At 38.3% G+C, this 20,774-nt stretch carries 14 protein-coding genes and 1 pseudogene; 7 read left to right on the top strand and 8 right to left on the bottom strand.

The features are described 5' to 3' along the window. Nucleotides 1-125 precede the first annotated feature (125 nt). Both ACP6PK_RS30920 and ACP6PK_RS30915 read left to right on the top strand, forming a co-directional pair. Nucleotides 126-2,195, top strand: coding sequence for an ATP-binding protein (locus ACP6PK_RS30920; RefSeq protein ID WP_426565525.1), 2,070 nt, complete (start codon nt 126-128; stop codon nt 2,193-2,195). Next, the gene (locus ACP6PK_RS30915) at nt 2,188-2,358 is read left to right on the top strand and encodes a response regulator (protein ID WP_426565523.1); all 171 of its coding nucleotides are present in this window, start codon (nt 2,188-2,190) and stop codon (nt 2,356-2,358) included. The genes ACP6PK_RS30920 and ACP6PK_RS30915 overlap by 8 nt, the downstream gene beginning before the upstream one ends. Nucleotides 2,359-2,836: 478 nt before the next feature. On the opposite strand, the gene ACP6PK_RS30910 is transcribed toward ACP6PK_RS30915, so the two are convergent. Further along, nucleotides 2,837-3,754, bottom strand: a complete 918-nt coding sequence (locus ACP6PK_RS30910) for a histone deacetylase family protein (RefSeq protein WP_426565521.1) — start codon at nt 3,752-3,754, stop codon at nt 2,837-2,839. 235 nt (nt 3,755-3,989) lie between these two features. Then, on the bottom strand, nt 3,990-6,542 hold the full coding sequence (locus tag ACP6PK_RS30905) for a GUN4 domain-containing protein (protein ID WP_426565519.1): 2,553 nt from the start codon (nt 6,540-6,542) through the stop codon (nt 3,990-3,992). A 373-nt stretch (nt 6,543-6,915) separates the two neighbouring features. On the opposite strand from ACP6PK_RS30905, the pseudogene ACP6PK_RS30900 reads away from it, so the two are divergent. Then, nucleotides 6,916-8,103, top strand: a pseudogene (locus ACP6PK_RS30900) (RNA-guided endonuclease InsQ/TnpB family protein). Between the two features lie 253 nt (nt 8,104-8,356). Here ACP6PK_RS30900 and ACP6PK_RS30895 read toward each other — a convergent pair. The 6 genes from ACP6PK_RS30895 to ACP6PK_RS30870 form a co-directional block, all read right to left on the bottom strand. Beyond that, complete coding sequence (locus ACP6PK_RS30895; RefSeq protein WP_426565517.1) at nt 8,357-8,683, bottom strand: type 1 periplasmic-binding domain-containing protein; 327 nt, start codon at nt 8,681-8,683, stop codon at nt 8,357-8,359. A 214-nt stretch (nt 8,684-8,897) separates the two neighbouring features. Further along, on the bottom strand, nt 8,898-9,971 hold the full coding sequence (locus ACP6PK_RS30890) for an RNA-guided endonuclease InsQ/TnpB family protein (RefSeq protein ID WP_426565515.1): 1,074 nt from the start codon (nt 9,969-9,971) through the stop codon (nt 8,898-8,900). A gap of 275 nt (nt 9,972-10,246) precedes the next feature. Continuing rightward, entirely contained in the window at nt 10,247-10,858 is a 612-nt protein-coding gene (locus ACP6PK_RS30885) for a protein kinase domain-containing protein (protein WP_426565513.1), read from the bottom strand. A 125-nt stretch (nt 10,859-10,983) separates the two neighbouring features. After that, nucleotides 10,984-11,163, bottom strand: a complete 180-nt coding sequence (locus ACP6PK_RS30880; RefSeq protein ID WP_426565511.1) for a hypothetical protein — start codon at nt 11,161-11,163, stop codon at nt 10,984-10,986. Between the two features lie 144 nt (nt 11,164-11,307). Further along, nucleotides 11,308-11,475, bottom strand: coding sequence for a FitA-like ribbon-helix-helix domain-containing protein (locus ACP6PK_RS30875; RefSeq protein ID WP_426565509.1), 168 nt, complete (start codon nt 11,473-11,475; stop codon nt 11,308-11,310). Between the two features lie 356 nt (nt 11,476-11,831). Further along, nucleotides 11,832-12,227: a hypothetical protein gene (locus ACP6PK_RS30870; RefSeq protein ID WP_426565507.1), complete on the bottom strand. Its 396-nt coding sequence runs from the start codon at nt 12,225-12,227 to the stop codon at nt 11,832-11,834. A 929-nt stretch (nt 12,228-13,156) separates the two neighbouring features. Here ACP6PK_RS30870 and ACP6PK_RS30865 point away from each other — a divergent pair. The 4 genes from ACP6PK_RS30865 (at nt 13,157) to ACP6PK_RS30850 (ending at nt 19,921) form a co-directional block, all read left to right on the top strand. Further along, entirely contained in the window at nt 13,157-15,130 is a 1,974-nt protein-coding gene (locus ACP6PK_RS30865; protein WP_426565505.1) for an AMP-dependent synthetase/ligase, read from the top strand. Between the two features lie 118 nt (nt 15,131-15,248). Then, complete coding sequence (locus tag ACP6PK_RS30860) at nt 15,249-15,698, top strand: YlqD family protein (RefSeq protein ID WP_426565503.1); 450 nt, start codon at nt 15,249-15,251, stop codon at nt 15,696-15,698. Nucleotides 15,699-17,226: 1,528 nt separating this feature from the next. Next, nucleotides 17,227-18,528, top strand: a complete 1,302-nt coding sequence (locus ACP6PK_RS30855) for a dihydrolipoamide acetyltransferase family protein (RefSeq protein ID WP_426565501.1) — start codon at nt 17,227-17,229, stop codon at nt 18,526-18,528. A 397-nt stretch (nt 18,529-18,925) separates the two neighbouring features. Continuing rightward, a complete protein-coding gene (locus tag ACP6PK_RS30850; protein WP_426565499.1) occupies nt 18,926-19,921 on the top strand; it encodes a zinc-dependent alcohol dehydrogenase family protein in 996 nt (331 codons plus the stop codon). The last annotated feature ends 853 nt before the right edge of the window (nt 19,922-20,774 follow it).

Below are 20,774 nucleotides of genomic sequence, written 5' to 3'. Positions count from 1 at the left end.
TCATTAGCTCATCTGTGGCAGTTGTTGTGCTCATTACTCTGGTGATGAGTGGGAGTTCTTTTTTGATCGGAAAAGCGGAGAAATCGGTAAAGGTAAGTCGCGTTAAAACCAGACAGGCGATCGACATGGGGATGTACTTGGATATTTCCTTACAGAATCAAGTCGTAGCACTCAAAGATTTTCTGATGTTAAATCGTAACCCTGCTGAGATGACGAAATATCATAAAGCAATGTCTAACTTTCTGATCACGTTGAACGATCTAGAGTTGCTGATGTCGGAGAGTGAAGAAATATCCTTAATTCGTCGTCGCTATCACCATCTCGTCCGTCTGGCAAACGACCTAGGCGATACTCCTTCTAGCTTTGCCCAACTTCAACAAGATGTCAGAGCGATCAATTCTTTTAGCGAAGATATCGAATTTTACATCAACTTATTGATTGATCAAACCCGACAGCAAGAATCTCTAACTCAGCAGCAAGTCAGTAAATTTAAACAAACAGTTTTAGTGATTCAATGTATAGTCATGGCTATTATTATTGCGATCTTGTTTGGTCAGTTTAAATTGATTTTACTGCCAGTCATCCATTCTATCGAAAAACTACAGCAAGGTGCAACAAATATTGGTCAAGGGGATTTAACATATCGTCTGAACATCAGAACTGGAGACGAAATTGAGCAACTAGCTCTTAAGTTTAATTATATGGCAACGAAATTAGACAGCTCCTATCAACAACTAGAACGAGAAAAAGAAAAAGCTGAAGTTGCCAATAAAGCCAAAAGTGAATTTCTCTCTAACATGAGTCACGAACTGCGGACTCCTCTCAACGGCATCCTTGGTTACGCTCAAATTCTCAGCCGTACCAAAGCCTTCTCGGGAAAAGGGCAGCATGGGGTTCGCATCATTCACCAGTGCGGAAGCCATCTTCTGACCCTGATTAATGATATTCTTGACTTGTCAAAAATTGAGGCTCGTAAACTAGAACTGGCTCCCCAAGCACAACATTTCCCTTCCATGCTGGAAAGCGTGTTTGAAATCTGTCGCATTCGAGCCGAACAGAAGGGGATTGAGTTTATTTATCAACCCGAACCAAACTTGCCAGAAGGAATCTCGGTTGATGAGAAACGGTTGCGTCAAGTGTTAATTAATCTAGTCGGTAATGCTATCAAATTTACTGACCAAGGATCGGTGACGCTAAAGGTTTCCATGCTCGAACAACAACCAGATCCAAATTTAAGACGTATCCAGTTTCAAATCGAAGATACTGGTGTAGGTATTGCCCCCGAACAGTTGAAAAAACTATTTCAAACTTTTCAACAAGTCGGCGATCGCGATAGGCGAGCGGAGGGAACGGGACTGGGACTGGCTATCAGTCAAAAGATTGTACAACTAATGGGCGGGCAGATTAAAGTGACGAGTCAGTTGGGTGTGGGCAGCAATTTTTACTTTGAAGTAGACTTGCCACTCGCCTCATATTGGGTACAGCAAAGAACGAGTAGTGAGGGTCAAACAATTATTGGTTATGAGGGAAAGCGTCTTCACTTGCTCGTTATTGATGATCATTGGGAGAACCGAGGAGTATTGGTTAACCTGCTCGAACCCCTTGGTTTTGAAGTCAGTGAAGCTGAGGATGGACGGCAGGGAATTGAACAAATGGAAGCCTTGCCACCTGACTTGGTAATTACTGACTTGGTAATGCCTGTGATGGACGGCTTTGAGATGCTGAAACGAGTGCGACACTCTGAAACACTGAAACACCATAAAATTATTGTCTCATCAGCGTCAGTCGCACAGCTAGATCGACAAATGGCAATTGATTGTGGGGGTGATGCCTTTTTGAACAAACCCGTTGATGCCAAAGAGTTGTTCGCCATCCTAGCAAAGCAGCTTGACTTGGAATGGCGCTACGAACTATCAGAGGATGCAACGGATGCTCAGTCGCCATCAAACTCTGCCAACACGGATGACTCTCAGAACATTGTTCTACCACCCCCAGAAGTGTTGCAATCATTCTTTAAGCTAGCCCAACAAGGAAAAGTGACAAAACTCCGGAAAAATTTAGAGAGCTTAACTGAGAGTGATGAAAGCTATCGTAACTTTACAACTCTCATTCTTACACTGACAGAACAATTCAAGTTTGAGGAGATTGAGACGGTATTAAAACAGTATTTGACAGATAGGAGCAGTTGTGGATAACAGAGAAATTCTTGTCGTCGATGACACAGTAGCAAATCTAGACGTGGTTACCGAAGTTCTAGAATATGCAGGCTATGATGTAGCAATGGCAATGGATGGCGAACGCGCCCTCAAATTGGTGAAGGCCAACCCACCAGATTTAATAAAGCACGAAAAAACTTAAATTTCCTAATATTTTAAGGGAGGAGTCAGAAGTCAGGAAGGAAGAAACAAGAAAGAAGAAGGAAAAGGAAGAGGAAGAAGAGGAGAAGAAGGAGAAAGTAGCGTTGGTAAATGATTGTATGATTTTTAGTAGTCGTAGGGGCGTTTTGCTATCGCACAACTCCGTTAACGCTACGCGACATATAAAACGTTTGCGGAGCATTCCGATAGGAAAGTTGTGCGTAGCTAATGGCCATTAGCTACGCACAACTTCGTTAACGCCCGTACAGGAATCAGTAGTTAAAACAGTTTTTTTCCTTACTATTAATCTGATTCCCATACAAATTTCATACCTTATTTCACCAATTATACTTTCTTTCTCCTCTCTTCCCTCCTGACTCCTGACTCTGTACGGACGTTGCATGCAACGTCCCTACCTCCTGACTCCTCCCTCGTTTATTTATAACTATTCAACCGGACATGATATAACAGGCCATTTGTCACAGGCGATACTGCTGAAACACATCTCTGGCAGCACGATGCAACAATGAATGAGTGTAAACCAATGAATTCATATCCTTAGTATACCCGCCACCAATAACGCAAGCGACGGGATAACCTGTTCCTACACAGGTACTCAATACTTGCATCTCCCGCCGAAATATTCCTGTATCTGTCAAAGCTAATTTTCCCAAAGCATCATGGATATGGGTATCGACTCCCGCATCATACAACACCAAATCTGGCTTGACTTCTGACAGCAAATCTGGTAAATATTCCGCTAATGTCTGGAGATAGCGATCGTCATCCATTCCCTCTGGCAACGGGACATCTAAATCGCTAATTTGTTTTCTACTAGGAAAGTTAATACCACAGTGCATGGAAAATGTAAATACACTAGAATCATTTTGAAATATCCAGGCAGTGCCGTCACCTTGATGCACATCTAAATCTACTATTAGGATTTTTTTGGCTAATCCTAATTTTTGGATGACACGAGCAGCGATCGCTAAATCGTTAAAAATACAAAACCCAGATCCATAACTGGGGAACGCATGATGGGTACCACCAGCAGTATTGCAAGCTAAACCATGCTTCAGTGCTAACTGTGCTGTTAATATTGCACCACCCACAGCAATGCAAGTTCGATTTGCTAATGGTTGACTCCAGGGTAAACCGATCCGTCTTTGTGCTTTTGGGTCTAAAGTACCATTACAATATCCTTCTATATAATCGCGATGATGTACTAATTCTATCAATTCTAAAGGTGGGAAATTAGGGGTAAAAAAATGGGATTTATTTGTTACTTTATCTGCTAGTAACATTTCATAAAGTAGTTTAAATTTTGCCATCGGAAAACGATGACCAGGTGGCATTGGTGCAACATAATTAGGATGATAAATAATTGGTAAATTCATTAATTAAGGGAGTAGGGAGTAGGAAATAGGCAATACTAGCTATTAGCTTTTAATATTTCCTGACAGTATAGTTAACCTCCTGCAGAAGCACTGACTCTTGGCTCCTACGGAATGCTTCACAAATACTTTTCATGTCGGCGACAGCAGAAAACTGAAACGTTAACAGCTTTTAGAGCTAGGGTTTAAATCTCCTTCTAATTCTAAACGTTTACTGCTGACTGTTGATTGCTTATTATTAAATATTACATTTTATTAGTTTATCCATCAGATAATGATAGGGAGCAAGTGCAGCACTTGTTCTTTGACGATGGGGAGCGGGAAGATGACCTTTTGGTGAATTTTCGGGAAAATCAAAGGCTAGCTGATCATATTTTAACCACTTATCTTTTTGATACCATCCAACAGTTTTGCCAAAAAGTTTATAGGCTTCCTCTTGAAAATTTATTGGCTTATTTCCTGTTTCTAAATAGATTGGTTTTTGTACAGTAAAACCAAAATATCCATTAGAATTTTTTACCCAAAGTTGGTCTATTTTCTTGAGGTCTGAACAAGGAAATTTAGAGATTGAAACAGGATTTAACCATGCTTCTGATTTTCGGTTAGCAACTTGAAGCATAATATTTTCTGTTTCCATATCTGCTTCTTTCCACTTTCCTTCTGCAAGCAGCTTTTCTAGTTTAGAGTAATCTGCGTTTGATGCACTCCAGACTTTAATAGTTTTGTCATCGCTACTACTAATAATATGCTGCCTGTCGGCACTTATAGCAATAGATGTAACCACCCATTGATGACCAGTGAGAGTGGCTTTGAGATTGCCAGTTGCTAAATCCCAAATTTTGATAGTCTTGTCTTCGCTACCACTAACAATAGTTTTACTATCTGAGCTAATAGCAACAGACCAAACCTCCTTACTATGACCAGTGAGAGTCTGTTTGAGACTACCCGATGCCAAATCCCAAACTTTAATCGTACCGTCAGCGCTACCACTAACAATAGTTTCCCCATCTGAGCTGATAGCAACAGAAAAAACTTGGTCATTATGATCGGTGAGAGTAGCTTTGAGGTCTCCTGTTGTTAAATCCCAAACCTTAATCGTACCATCACCACTACCACTAACAATAGTTTTTGCGTCGGGACTGATGGCAACAGAATAAACAACATTACTGTGAGCAGTAATAGTGATTTTAGAAGTGCCTGTTGCTAAATCCCAAACCCTAATCGTACCATCAGCACTACCACTAATAATATTCTGGTTTTCAGGGTTGAACGCAACAGAATAAACCGAGTTGCTATGACCATTCAGAGTAGTTTTGAGAGTTCCTGTTACTAAATCCCAAATCTTAATTGTGCCGTCAGCGCTACCACTAATAATAGTTTTTTCATTAGGATTAATAGCTACTGAAAAAACTCGATCGCTATTATCAGATATAGTCCCCTTGAGACTACCAGTTGCTAAATCCCAGACCTTGATGGTTTTGTCATAGCTACCACTAACAATAGTCTGTCCATCTAGACTGATGGCAACAGAACGCACCCAGTCATTATGACCAGTAAGAGTGTTAATTTCAGAAATATTTGTGGCGTAGGAGATACTATTACGGTTTGGTGAAGGTAAAAATTTTTCCCCCTTGCTGAGAAGTTTTTCTCTAATTTTTATTTTGGGATCGTTGGGGCGAGGTGGTATGGGTGGTATGGGTGGTGGTAAAAGTTTTTCCTGGTCTTGATCGTTGAGGGTAGGTGATGGTGAAGATGTTTCTTTTTGCCTAAGAATATTAGGAATAATAATAATAGAAGCAAGAATAGCACCGCCAGCAATACCTAAGCCTATTTTGACCCAACTGCGGGGGAGAGTTAGTGAAGGTTGTGGGATAAATGACGGTGAACCAGAAGGAGGAATAGTTGGTTGTTCATTATTAACCTGATTTTTATGTATTAAAACAGTTTCTAGCTGAGATTGACTATTAACATAATTATCATCATTTAATTCGACCATTATTTCATCAATAGTTTGATAACGATGCCTCCAATAATCGGCAAACATTTTATCTAGAACTCTACCCAATTTTTGGCTGACATTAACTTGGTTTTTCCAGATAAGTTCACCAGTTGATTCGTCTTTAGGTAATCGACTTGCTGGCGTTCCTGTTAATGCTTCAATAGTCATCATTCCCACAGCATAAATATCGCTACAAAACCTCGGTTGACCTGCTGCTTGTTCGCTGGGCATATATCCAGGAGTTCCTACTGCTATTGTGTGAGTTGTATGACCTCCAGTTGTTACAGTTAATCCTTTAATTTCTTTGACTGCTCCAAAGTCAATTAAAACTATTTTTCCATCAGATTTTCTCCTCATAATATTTTGGGGTTTTAAGTCACGATGAATTACATTTTGTTGATGTACATACTTTAAAACTTCTAAGATTTCAGTTAATAGTTTAATTGCTTGTTCTTCACTAATTTTTTGCCCTAGATAAATCTCTTTTGTGAGGTCGTTACCTTGAATAAATTCCTGAACGAGATAAAATTGTCCGCCCTCTTCAAAGTAGGCAAATAATCTGGGGATTTGAGAATGTTCTCCCAGACGTTGTAATGTTATTGCTTCTTTTTTAAATAAAGTTTTAGCAATTTGAAACACTTGTGGTCTGGGGTCTGATGGAGCTAATTGTTTAACAACACATTTAGGATGATTGGGAAGGTCTAGATCGGTAGCTAAATAAGTGGTGCCAAAACCACCTTTGCCTAACTCTGATAAAATTTTATAGCGGTGTCTAAGTGTTTTGCTAGTCATTGTTTTTTTGATGAATTTATATCAATTTTTAGGAGTCAGGAATCAGAAAATAAGTTACAGTAGTTTAATATTCTCAATATTTTCAGGCCAATTTATTCTTTATAGCGCTACGCGCTAGGGAATAGGGAATAGGGAGTAGGGAATAGTAAATTGTCAAAGGGTTTTTCGTATAGGGAAAAGCTCCGCTAACAGGATTTAGAAATGTCCTAACCTTAATGCATAGGGCTATAATTATTCGCTCATTTTACCGAAAAAATGGGTCTAAAGCCTCGCCCTTATAGGACGACTTTCTTTGTGGAAATATTTTTCAAATAATTGTTTTATCTGAGGAAATATGTGATAAAATAATACTATAGAAACAAAAAAGATAGCAATGTTAGTCAGAGAGGCCAAGTTATTAAAAGGGACATCAAATCAATATAAATCCTTGGATGAAGCTATCAGGACAGCACAGTTTATTAGAAATAAAGCTGTCAGATATTGGATGGACAACCAAGGAGTAGATAAGTCACGTTTATACAAACTGAGTAAAGAATTAGCTAGTGAATTTGCTTTTGCAAACAAATTAAATTCATCAGCTAGACAAGCCTCAGTAGAAGTAGCTTGGACTTCAATTAGCCACTTTTATCGTCGCTGCATTTGAAGGAGCAAAAAAGAAAGGGTATCCTAAATTTAAAAAGCATTGTCGGTCTGTAGAATATAAACAATCTGGCTGGAAACTGTCAGACGATTGTATGTTTATAACTTTCACCGATAAGTTTAAATCTGGCAAGTTTTCTCTATATTGTAATTCAAAAACAAGAGAAGATTTGTTTAGGTTAAAAATTAATCGGGTGAGAATAGTTAGACGTGCAGATGGGTATTATTGTCAATTTTGTTTAGACGCCAATAGAAAAGAAGCAGGAAATTATACTGGTGATGTTATAGGTATTGATTTAGGGTTAAAATATTTCTACAAAGACCAAAATGATAATGCTGTTGTTTATCCTCAATATTTGAGGAAGTCAGAGAAAAAATTAAAACGTCGGCAACGACAGTTAAGTAAAAAGTTTGTGAAAGGCAAAAAACCTCAATCAAACAACAATTATCACAAGGCCAGAAAGAGACTTGGGTTATGTCACTTGAAGGTGAGTAGGCAACGTAAAGACTGGAGCATTAAACAAGCTATGGCTACGCCACGCTTCGCGAACGGTGCGTAGTGGCATCTAACGATGTTGTTGTCTATGAAGACCTGAAGATACAAAACATGGTCAAAAACCATCATTTGGCAAAGTCAATATCTGACGCATCGTGGTATCAATTCACTCAATGGCTAGAATATTATGGAAAAATTTGGGATAAGGTAGTTGTTGCGGTGAATCCCAAATACACTTCGCAAGATTGTTCTAATTGTGGGCATAGAGTTTTAAAAACTTTGTCAACTCGTACTCATGTTTGCCCTAACTGCCAAACTGAAATATGCCGTGACACTAACGCAGCACGAAATATTTTGAGCCGTGGATTGGAAATAATAGGCATTGAGTGGAATCAAGGTACCGTAGGGCATACGGGAACCTCCTAGTAATAGGGAACGCTTTGGGAGATAACGGCCTCTGCTAATGATGGGCAACTTGCCGATCGTAAGTTGTGTCGATGAGCAAAGAATCACATAAGCGTGAGAATCCCCGTGCCTGACAGCCGGGGAGTATGTCAAAAGAAATACAGGAAAGCCACACTCAACTACATTATTAATTATTAGCTAAAAAATATATTTTTGCTCTAACTCTTCTTGACTTTCACGGGCGATAGGCTCCCCTATCTGACTTCTGACTTCCTTAAGGCTTAAGAGGTACAAAGTCATAGCGATCGCCAATCTTCACAACTTCTACTAATTGAATATCACCATCATAGTCACCAGAGTCTAAAAATTTCACTGCTCTCAATGCTCCAGGTGTAGAAAAGTTTGATGATAACTCCTCCCGAACACCTTCACGAGTTGGTTGAGCTTGATCGTCGATTGCTTTCCCAAGAGCTTGAAGTGCATCATACGCACTAATTGTTCGCCAATTCACGCTTGAAGTTCCCCACAGCTTTTGAGAGCGTTCTGGAAAATCTGAACCTGCTTCATTTACTTCAATATCCCATGCTATAGCTACAATCATTCCTACAGCACTATCTCGACCTTTCTCAAGAGTCTTTGCAGAGTAAACTTCATCCCCACCTAATACTGGTAAATTCCGTTCTACTAAACTTACCCAAACTTACCCATGCGGGAATTGCATGAGCTTTGGAGCTAGCTTCCTGTTTCACTGAAGACCACTGACCGCAGTCTGTTACACATCTTCTCCACAGGCTTAAAATCGGTGAGAACTCCACCTACTCCCAAACATAGTTTTCTAGGTTAACAGCAGCATTAAAGTCTCTGTCAGCAGTAAATCCACAGTCAGCACAATTATAAGTTCTCTCATGCAAAGGCATTTTCTGTTGATGCCCACAGTTTGAACATATTTGAGAACTTGGATAAAATCTATCAGCTATTATTAGCTCACTGCCATACCACTCACACTTGTATATAAGCTGACGCTTAAACTCATAAAAGCCACAATCTGCTATAGCACTTGCCAGTTTATGATTTTTGAGCATTCCACTTACGTTCAAATCTTCTATCACTATGGTGCTGTGGTTTTTGGCTAACCATGTTGTGAGTTTATGGAGTGCATCTGCTCTGATATCAGCTACTTTTTTATGAGTCTTGGCTAGTTTTTTTATGGCTTTGGCTCTGTTAAAGGACCCAGGCTCTTTTTTGTTGACACGACGTTGATAACGAGTTAGTCGTTTTTTTGCTTGCTTATAGGCTTTAACGTTAGCAAATTTAGTTCCATCACTACAAGTTGCTAGAGTATTTATGCCTACATCTACACCAATAAGCTCTCGTTTTTTTCTACTAGGGTTGGCTTGAGCATCATCATCATATTTAAAACTAATGTACCATTCACCTGCGCGTTTGGATATTCTCACATTTTTGACTGGCACTGAAGGTAAGATTTCATACGTTTTTACTACTCCTATTCTTGGTAGCTGTATGTAGTTTCCTTTCAAAATTTTAATACTTCCTTCTAAGTAGAAACTATCTTTTTTCCCTTTTTTCTTAAAGTTCGGAAATCCATGTTTAGGAACAGTTAAAAAGTTTTTAAATGCTCTATCTAAATCTCTTAAGGCTTGCTGGGGGGCACACTTTGATACTTCATAATACCAGGGATTTTCACTTTTAACTTCATCAACCAGACGTTTATGCAAGGTAATTGCACTAGGTCGTTTTTTCGTTAATTGATATTCCTTGATAGAAGTAGTTAATCCCCAGTTATAAGCATGGCGAGACACACCTGCGTGTTTGGCAAGTATTGTTTTTTGGTAATTGTTAACTTTTAACTTGGTCTTAATTGATTTCATTTGAGCTAGTAAGCCATAAAAAAAGTTTTTGATAATTATTTAGCATGACTTTAATGTATGATAGCAAATAATCTAATCAGCATATTTTCAATATTTATTAATATTTGTTTAATTTTGTCCAATTATTTGCTTTCAGTAGTTAACCCTATCTCAGAGATAAATTCTTGACTTAGCGATTTGCTGTACTTGCTATCTGAGTTATAAAATACCACTGCTTTTACTGAGTTTAACTCAGTCTGAGCATATTTTGCTAAAGCTTTGCAACTGCTCGATCGTTAAGTACGGTGCGAAAAAAATTTAGGTTTACCTGCTGCTTGTTCACTAGGCATATATCCATGAGTTCCCACTGCTATTGTTGTAGTTGTATGACCTTGACTTGTTACAGTTAATCCTTTAATTTCTTTGACTGCCCCAAAATCTATTAAGACAATTTTGCCATCAGATTTTCTCCGCATAATATTCTGAAGTTTTAAGTCACGATGAATTACATTTTGTTGATGTACATATTTTAAAACCTCTAATATTTCAGTTAATAATTTAGCGACCTCATTTTCTGTAAATATTCTTTGAGAATCAATCTCTTTTGCTAAGTCATTTCCTTCAATAAATTCTACTAAATAAAATTTTCCTTCCTCTTCAAAATAGTCAAAAAATTTAGGTATTTGATTATGTTTTCCCAAGTTTTGTAAAGTTTTTGCTTCTTTTTCAAATAATTTTTTAGCCACTTGAAAAACTTTCGGTCTGGGGTCTGATGGAGCTAATTGTTTTACAACACATTGAGGTTGATTAGGAAGGTCTAAATCAACTGCTAGGTAAGTAGTTCCAAAGCTACCTTTTCCTAACTCTGATATAATTTTATAACGATTGATAAGTATTTTGTTAGTCATTGTTTTTCTGATGAAGTTATAGCGCTATGCATAAGTTAAAAGTCAGTAGGGGCGAATGGCCATTCGCCCCTACAAAAGCTATTCGCCCCTACAAAAGTAATTTCTGAGTGAGTTTGAGCATTTAGCTAGAAAATATACCTTTGCTCTAACTCTTCTCGACTTTCACAGGCGATCGCCTCTCCATCTACTAAGGACAATTTTTTGCTAATTTCCCGCAAACCAGATATAGCTTCTCTTGCTTTTTGTTTATCAAAATTGAGGTGGAATTTCTTGAAGACTGAATTTAAGTAATCTTTAAGGCTCAAATATTTATGGGTAAATTTAATTTTTGAGCTTCTTTTGCTAGGCGATGGTAGTTTTGGGAACTTAATTTTATAGTTAGTAATTTGGATTCACTCATAATTGCTTTATTGAAAAAAAATATTACTTTAAATTATAGTATAGTAAGATCATGTCCGGATAATCGGGGAAGTCAGCAATTTTGGTTTTTCATCTTGCAAAAGTTCTTTTAAGATTACAATAACTTTTTGGTTTAAGCTGCAATTATTTTGATTAGCTAATTGTTGAATTTTTGCCATTAATTCATCAGGTAAATCATTAATTGTGAGGTTTGCCATAATTATTTTCTTGATTTTTTTAGTTTGATTTACATTTTAAGATTTTAACTAATTAATACTAACTCTGGTTATTAAAGTTAAAGATTGGCGGAGTCATTGCGAGTGGAAAGGAGTGGAAGGAAGCAATCTCTGGTAGTTTTGAAGATGGCTTCGGGGGGTTGAAATTTATGCGATAGACTTTGGTTTTTTTGTACCCCCTCGCCATGACAATTAAGTTCATTTAATTGGGGGAGTCATTGCGAGTGGAACGGAGTGGAGGGAAGCAATCTCTGGTAGTTTTGAAGATGGCTTCGGGGGGTTGAAATTTATGCGATAGACTTTGGTTTTTTTGTACCCCCTCGCCATGACAATTAAGTTCATTTAATTGGGGGAGTCATTGCGAGTGGAACGGAGTGGAAGGAAGCAATCTTTAGTAGTTTTGAAGATGGCTTCGGGGGGTGGAAATTTACTGGGTAGACTTTGGTTTTTTTGTACCCCCTCGCAATGACAATTGGGGGAGTCATTGAGAGTGGAACGGAGTGGAAGGAAGCAATCTTTAGTAGTTTTGAAGATGGCTTCGGGGGGTGGAAATTTACTGGGTAGACTTTGGTTTTTTTGTACCCCCTCGCAATGACAATTGGGGGAGTCATTGAGAGTGGAACGGAGTGGAAGGAAGCAATCTTTAGTAGTTTTGAAGATGGCTTCGGGGGGTGGAAATTTACTGGGTAGACTTTTGGTTTTTTGTACCCCCTCGCAATGACAATTAAGTTCATATTTTAATCGCAGGTGAAACGGAGTGGGGGTAAAAATTCTCAGTGTCAGGTATCGAAATGTTGAAATCAAGAAAACTCCCTACAAATTACTTCCTAAAACTTTTTTCTGTTGATTAATCAAAGGCTTATATGTTATGATGCTTACCAAGTTTTTTTGAGAGAGTTAATTTTAATCTTTTACATTAACTTCTATAGGCTAATTTCCCTTTATTTCAGGATATTCAAAGATGAAGAATTTTGATAATTAATAAAATTATAGATATCAATATATAGCAATTGCCACAGTTATCAGGCACATTTACGATCCCCCCTGCCCCCCTTAAAAAGGGGGGCAGGGGGGATCTTATGTAGGTTAATTTCCCTTTATTTAAGGATATTAAAGATGAAGAATTTTGATAATCAAGAAACTGTTTGTCAACTAAGAAAAACCTCTCTCCTACGAGGAGAGAGGCTTATTAATCCCCATTCCTTTGTAGGGAAGGGGAGCAGGGTGGTTAGGTTTTTGTGATTCATCAGTTCCATGCAGCACTTCTCAAACAGCTTCTCAAAAAATATACACATCAATATTTAGTAGGGGCGGGTTTAACCGAAAACCTTGATATAAACCCCATCTAGTTATCAAAACCCGCCCTCTTATTATTTAAACTAGGACTTACGCACCAGACCATATATATAGGGTTCAAAACTATAACGTTATAGTTTTTAAACTCTATGTATAGTACCTTTGCATAAGTAACGAATTAATACCTCCTAACCTCTAACTTCTGACTTTTGACTTTTGACTTCTGACTTCTAAAAGCTTCATACTTTGCCAAGATAAGAGAAAATCAATAACAGGGGCAAGTTAGTAAACTGTCCCTAAAAATTAGTAAACTTACCCAAAATTCTTAGATACTAGATTTATAACCAATAGTTTTAGAAAGTAAACAATGACCACATCTGCAAAATCTCCCACCTCTCCCAATTCTTGGCAAATGAGCGATCGCGAATCTGCCAATCTCCAAACAGTCACTCTCTACGATTCTGTTCAATCTCTCTCGGAAATATGGCCTAAAGCTGTCCAATATTTCGGCAAAACTACTGCCCTCCATGACCCCCACGTTAAACCAGAAGTAAAATTTACCTACGAACAACTGAACGAACAAATTCAAAAATTTGCTACTGGTTTACAAGCTTTGGGAGTTGTGTCCACAGAAAATGGCACATCTATCCCTTCAAGAGTGGCCTTATTTGCTGATAATAGTCCCCGGTGGATGATTGCTGACCAAGGCATTATTATGGCGGGTGGAGCAGATGTCGTTAGAAGTGGAACTGCTGATATAGAAGAATTGGTTTACATTCTTCAAGATAGTGGTAGTGTTAGTTTGGTCGTGGAAAATTTGGCCTTGTTGCAGAAATTGAGCGATCGCCTCCAAGACTTACCTATACATTTAATTATTCTGCTATCTGAGGAAGACCCAAATTCTGACGCAAATCTACCAGTGGTCAAATTTTCCCAAGTTATTGCCGCAGGGGAAGAAAATTCTCTCAAACCAACTAATCAAAATCTGGAAACTCTGGCTACCCTACTCTACACTTCTGGAACTACTGGTAAACCGAAGGGAGTAATGCTCACCCACGGCAACCTACTTTATCAAATTAACCTGCTTGGCACAATCATTCAACCCAACCCAGGAGAAGTTACCCTGAGTATTCTGCCAACTTGGCATACTTTTGGACGCATAGGGGAATATTTTTCTCTCTCCCAAGGTTGTACCCAAATTTATACTAATAAGCGTTATTTGAAAAAAGATTTCCAAGAATATAAACCCCACTACGTCTTCTGTGTTCCCAGGGTTTGGGAATTAATTTATGAGGGAGTACAAAAACAGCTCAGGGAACAACCAGCAAGTAAACAAAAATTAGCCAACTTTTTCTTCGGTATAAGTCAGCAATACATCACAGCTAGGCGTATTAGTCAAGGGTTAGTTTTACAACTTGACAAACCTTCTCAGTCTGAGAAATTCTTGGCAAGTTTAAAGAGTTGCCTATTATTGCCTCTTCATATTTTGGGAGAAAAAATTATTTATCAAAAAATCCGTCAAGCTACGGGAGGTCGGTTAAAATTTGCCGTGAGTGGGGGTGGTTCCCTGGCAATGCACTTAGAAAATTTCTTTGAAGCGGTTGGTATAGGTTTATTGGTGGGATATGGTTTAACAGAAACTTCCCCAGTTTTGACCGCCCGACACTATTGGGAAAATCTGCGGGGGTCTGCTGGAAGACCTATTCCGGGGGCTGAGATTAAAATAGTTGACCCAGAAAGTGGCAAAACTTTATCTCCTGGTGAGAAAGGAATAGTTTTAGCCCGGGGTCCACAAATTATGGCGGGTTATTATCAAAATCCTGAAGCGACTAACAAAGCTATTAACTCAGAGGGTTGGTTTAATACTGGGGATATCGGTTGGATGACTCCTAGAAATGATTTAGTCTTAACGGGGCGGGCAAAAGATACAATTGTTTTGACTAATGGAGAAAATATTGAACCTCAGCCTATTGAAGATGCTTGTGTCCGTAGTCAATATATAGACCAAATTATGTTGGTGGGACAAGACCAGAAATATTTGGGTGCTGTAATTGTACCTAATATTGAGGCTGTGGAAGAGTGGGCTGCCCAATCTAATCCTTCTGAGTCTGAACCCAAGATTAATTGGGAAAGTCAGGAGGTTCAAGAGTTATTCCGTCAAGAGTTGAATCGAGAAGTAAAAAATCGCCCCGGATATAGGCCAGATGACCGTATTGGTCCTTTTCGCTTGATTCTGGAGCCGTTTACGATTGAGAATGGCATGACAACTCAAACAATGAAGATTAAACGTCCGGTTGTTACGGAACATTACCGCGATATGATTAACAGAATGTTTGATTAATGACTATTGTGGATTTTGGATTTTTTATCTCAATTTAGATGCTCTGAAATCTTAAAGTCTATAGTCAATTTTCTCGCGCGTATTTGTAAACACAAAAGAAACTAACAAGAACAATTTTATGGAGTATTCTCAAACACAATTACTTCTAAAGCGAGCGATTAATGTTAAAGTAGTCGTTACCCCACGCTGGAAAGAAGAAGCTCAACAACAATTACAAAGCCAAATTAATAATTTAGATAGTCAATTACAACAGCTAGAAATGCAAGGGCAAAAGGCAATTTCTGAAATTCAAAAGCAAAGCGTACAACCTCCTGGTCCTCAAGTACAACAGCAGATTGAGAATATTCAACTTCAGGTAAATCAAAAGAAAAATGAGCTTTTGGAGCAGAAAAACCAAGCTCTACAACAACTACAACAAGTACAAACATTAGAATTAGAACAACAAGTTAGTCAGGGTCAAATTGAAAGTGTATTTACTGCCGATATTGGAGATAATTTGATCAAAAAAATGCAAGTAGAAATTCTGCTCCGGGATGGGGTTATTGAGGAAGTACGAGGTGAAGTTTAAACAGAAATAAGAAGTATAGAAAAGTATTTTTTATAGGAATATAGGGATAATTAGGAAAAAGAAAAATGGTATTTCATTAATGGATAATGGATAATTGATAATTACCTCTCCCTTTTAGGGAGAGGATTGACCAATAAGGAAAAGATTTATTTCTCTTGGTCGATTAGATATGGCGTTTAGCGTTCCGCACAACTTCGTTAATGCTCCGCAAACATGTCGGCTCAACCGCCGTTAACGGAGTTATGCGCCAGCAAAAACGACCGCTTTTTTTCCCTGAAAATGGGAGGCTTCAAGGCGTGAATTATCTAATTATTTAATTGCTTAATTATTAATTATTTCGGTAATAAATAATTAGGGTTTGCTGAAAAAAGTAGAGTGTGGGAAGAGTAGGAAGACAGAGAAAGTAGGAGAGTAATTGTCAAAGTAATTTTTCTACTATTGTCGGCCTAAAATCCTAAGTTTTTGGTAGCTTAAGCTTATTTATTTGCACTTTTTTTCAATCTAAAAAGCCTGAATCTCAAGAATTTCAATGTTTTGAGATTTAATCAGCAAGCCCTAATTAAATATTGGGAATTGATAGTATATTGGTTCTTAAATGAATTGAGATAAACCTACTTTTTGTCTTTTCCCTTTAATCTATAATCCCTGTTGCCTAAAATTTATTTATTACGTTCTAATTTCTTCTTCCATTGCAATCAACTAATAGCCAATCCCACAAATAAAGTTCCTCGAAATTCAGAATTTATTTGGGGTTGTAAATCAACTCAAAAAAATCTATATTTATTATTGAATAAAAGATAGTAGTTAGCAGATAAGTTTATTCTCATTATTTGGCTAACAGGATATAGAGAGGTTCTGAATTAACTCGAAGAAAACGGCATTAGGTATTAGATACTAGGTTTAAAATTCGCCCTTGGGTTCAGAATTTTTATCTAAATTCTGTAAGACTGGCGGATATTGGGGAGTGCTTTTCAAGCCTTCACTAAACATAAGATTTTCTGCTCTTTAAGAGCATCCCAGGTCTGAATTTCCCACTAATTAGGGTTTGCTGAAAAAGTCTTTTTTAAGGAGTAGGGGAGCTGGGGAGTAGGGGAGTGGGGGAGTGGGGGAGTGGGGGAGTAGTAGGGACGTTGCACAGGCAAAAATGCGTTCTCCGTTCCGGAATGCTCCGCTTTCCATCAGCAAAACGTCCCTACGGGAGTAATTTTTGGGGTACTCTCTTGACCTTGACCAAAATGCCCTCCTTTTTGATTTTTCGGGAACCGTGCATAAAGAGCTGAAAACTAGGTACTTTTTCCCGAGCTAAAAAGGCTAAAACCTTTATCTGTAAATGCTTTGATCTTTAATCAGCAAGCCCTAATTAATTCTGACTCCTGACTTCTTTTTCTATAGCATCACGCAAATAGGTGTTTGACATTTATAAATGCTTAAACTCAGTAAGGAATTAATTCTGACTTCTGACTTGCGCGTACCGCTATAGAATCCTATCTAAACAATTTGTCCACAAAAAAAACGACGGAAAACTAACATGATTAACGATATATTTATGCCCGCCCTTAGTTCCACCATGACTGAGGGTAAGATTGTTTCTTGGCAAAAATCTCCCGGTGATTGGGTGGAAAAAGGGGAAACAGTTTTAGTGGTTGAATCAGACAAGGCAGACATGGATGTGGAGTCCTTTTCCTCTGGATATTTGGCCACAATACTTGTAGCAGCCGGAGATGTTGCTCCAGTAGGTTCTGCCATTGCTTTGTTGGCCGAAACTGAAGCAGAAATTGAACAAGCTAAACAGCAAGGTGGAACTACAGAGAAGAAAGAAACTGCTGCTGCGACTGTTTCTAGCTCTGCAACTGCTGTTGCCACAGCTCCTGCTTCTATAGCAACAGAAGTCCAAGACAATTCGAGTCGTCGTAATGGACGGGTTATTGCTTCTCCTCGTGCTAAAAAGTTGGCCAAAGACTTGAAGGTAGATTTGAGTACCCTTAAAGGTAGTGGCCCTCACGGTCGTATTGTAGCGGAGGATGTGGAAATGGCGGCGGGTCGTACTCCTACCCCGGTAGCTGCACCAGTGAATATTGCTACTCCTGTTATTCCTACTCAACCATCTATTCCAGCACCTTCACTGATACCATCTGCACCTCCTGCTCCGGTAACTCCTGGACAGGTTGTACCAATGAATACTCTGCAAAATGCAGTGGTGCGGAATATGATGACAAGTTTATCTGTGCCTACTTTCCATGTTGGTTATAAGATCGTCACAGATAATTTGGATGGGCTGTACAAACAGATTAAGTCTAAGGGTGTGACAATGACTGCTATTTTGGCAAAAGCAGTAGCAATGACTTTACAAAAACATCCTTTAGTGAATGCTGCTTATGTGGATCAAGGTATTCAGTATCCTTCTGGGATTAATATTGCTGTGGCTGTAGCAATGCCAGATGGTGGTTTGATTACACCAGTATTACAAAATGCTGACAAGATGGATATTTATTCTTTGTCTCGTACTTGGAAAGGTTTGGTAGATAAGGCGCGAGCAAAACAATTACAACCAGATGAGTATAGCACTGGTACGTTTACTCTATCTAATTTGGGAATGTTTGGCGTAGATACATTTGATGCTATTTTACCACCTGGTCAGGGTTCGATTTTAGCTATTGGTGCATCTCAACCTCAAGTAGTGGCAAATGCTGATGGGATGATTGGAGTTAAGCGCCAAATGCAGGTGAATATTACTTGTGACCACCGAATTATTTATGGTGCTGATGCTGCTGCTTTCTTGCAAGATTTGGCGAAGTTGATTGAAACTAATCCGCAGTCTTTGACTATGTAGTTGAGCATCAGCGATGGGGGGATGGGGTGATGGCGAGTGTGGGAGGTGTGGGGGGTGTGGGGAGTGTCGGTTGAAAGATCGACAAAAGGAATAAAGAGAAGAAATATCTAATTAATAGATAAGAGATTACTTCCTTCCACTCCATTCCAATCGCAATAACTTTACAGTTAGTGTTGATCCGGACATAAAATATAAAGCTTTCTTCCTCCCTCCTTCCTTCTTACTTCTTAGTTCCTACTTCTTACTTCTTACTTCTTACTTCCTACTTTTTCCTTCTTCCTTCTTACTTCTTAGTTTCTACTTTTTCCTTCTTACTTCTTGCTTCTTACTTCTTACTTCTTAGTTCCTACTTCTTCCTTCTTCCTTCTTCTTTACTTACTTTAAAAAAAAATCAATTATGAAAGCAGTTTTAATGACATCACCAGGGGCACCAGAAGTTTTACAAATAGAGAAAGTTGCTGACCCTGTAATTGAAAATGATAGAGAAATATTAGTTAGTTTAAAAGCTGCCGGGGTAAATCCTATTGATACTAAATTACGCACTCGTGGAACTTTTTATCCAGAGCAAATGCCAGCTATTTTAGGATGTGATGGAGCTGGTATTGTAACAGAAATTGGTAAAAATGTAAAAAAGTTTCAAGTCGGAGATGAGGTTTATTTTTGTAATAGTGGGATTGGATTAACTCCTGGAAATTATGCCGAATTAGCTGTTGTGGATGAAAGATTTGTCGCGAAAAAACCGACTTCTTTAAGCTTTGTTGAAGCTGCTGCTGCACCGTTAGTTTTAATTACTGCTTGGGAATCTTTATATGATAGGGGAAATTTGCAAGCTGGTAGAAAGGTGTTAATTCATGGTGGTGCAGGGGGTGTTGGTCATGTGGCTATACAGTTAGCAAAATTACAAGGTGCTGAGGTTGCTACTACTATTAGTTCAGAAGAAAAAGCAGATTTTGTTAAAAGTTTAGGTGTAGATTTAGCGATTTTTAAGAATACAGATTTTGTAGAAGCTATTTTAGATTGGACGAATGGAGAAGGGGTAGATTTGGCTTTTGATACTATTGGCGGAAAGGTTTTTTATGATACTATTCCAGCAGTTAAAGTTTATGGTGATTTAGTGACAATTTTAGAGCCAAATTATAGTTTAGGAAATTTGAAAGTTGCTAGACAAAGAAATCTCAGAATAGGGTTAGAGTTAATGTTAACTCCGATGATGAAAGGATTGACGGAAGCTCAAGAGGATCAAGCTAAAATTTTACAGCAATGTGGGCGGTTATTTGACCAAGGAAAGTTAAAGATTAATGTTAATAAAACTTTTGCTTTAGATGATGCAATGGAAGCTCATCGAATGTTAGAAGGAGGCTCGATGATTGGTAAGATTGTTTTGACTATTTAGGGTTTGCTGAAAAATTCTTATGGGTGAGGGTAGGAGTCAGGAGTCGTAGGGGCGTTTCATGTCGCTCCGCGAAACGGCCATGTGCTAACGCAAAGCTCCGCTTTATATGTCGCGCAGCAAAACGCCCGTACAGGAGTCAGAATGAATGGGAAATTTAGAGCTAGTAGGAGGAAGAATTATCCCTTTATTTTTCAGCCATAAGTCAACCCAAAATCCTAACTTTTTAAGTTCCCTAGAACGAAAATATTGTACTTTTTTCAGACTTAAAAAGGCTAAAACATTGTAAGCATTCAGCCGTCAGCTATCAGCCAGCCTCCTGCGGAGGAGCTGCGCTAACAGCTATGAGTTATTAACTTATCCTGTTTGGCAGTTTGTATTTGAGAAATTAATCTCCAAAAAGTGAAATATAAATAATAAAGATAGCCAGCTAATTTTAATCACTCCTGTAGGTTTGCTCGGCTATTAGCTGAATGCTTACAAAACATTTATATATAAAGGCTTTTATATTTAACAGCAAAGCCTATTTAATTTTGAATAAGGATTATGGAAGGAGGTAGAATAAAGATTGATTTTAGGCTAAATATTATGTTTTTTTTCAGGAAATAGGGAATAAAATAGAAATAAATATAGGTGTATCTGATGAGCCTGAGAAACCCTATAATCAACTCTAGGTAATTAGTCAAAAAACTTTTTCTTTTCCTTTATTGCTCCTTCCCTTTTTTCCGCTCTAAATCAACATTTTTGAGATTTACAACTGAGCGTATATTATTCTTATTTTTACTGTTCTTTGACTCTCTAATATCATGTCCGGATGTAATGGTATAAATAAAATATTTGGCGATCGAGAGGATAC

This window comes from Dapis hubbardiae BLCC-M172 (assembly GCF_050016015.1).
Lineage (GTDB): Bacteria > Cyanobacteriota > Cyanobacteriia > Cyanobacteriales > Microcoleaceae > Trichodesmium.
Note: the sequence above shows the minus strand (reverse complement) of the source record. Positions and strands in the feature narration are given on the sequence as shown.